Consider the following 255-nt stretch of genomic DNA (forward strand, 5'->3'; position numbering starts at 1 on the left):
AGGCCGCTACGACCCCCCGTGCGGCTTCCTGAGCATAGATCATATCATCGACTTGATCACCGCCAACAGGAATGGTCACCGGCTCCCCGTAAAACGGATTCTCGATTAATTTGCTCAAGGCGCCGAAGCGGCCATGCCGTGTGGTCTTGCCCGGCCCAAAGATGGTTGAGAAACGAAGGGCAGCGAATTCCATATCGGAGATTGCTGCAAATGCCTCGCCAAACCTCTCTCCAATGATTTTGCAAAGATCATAGG

Annotated in this window: 1 protein-coding gene; it reads right to left on the reverse strand. The window is 53.7% G+C overall.

From position 1 onward, the window contains the following. The coding region (locus ACOSDR_RS20350; protein ID WP_420732366.1) for an NAD-dependent epimerase/dehydratase family protein at window positions 1-255 on the reverse strand (255 nt) is incomplete at both ends.

The sequence above is a fragment of the Hwanghaeella sp. 1Z406 genome (genome assembly GCF_048892425.1).
GTDB lineage: Bacteria > Pseudomonadota > Alphaproteobacteria > UBA8366 > Aestuariispiraceae > Pacificispira.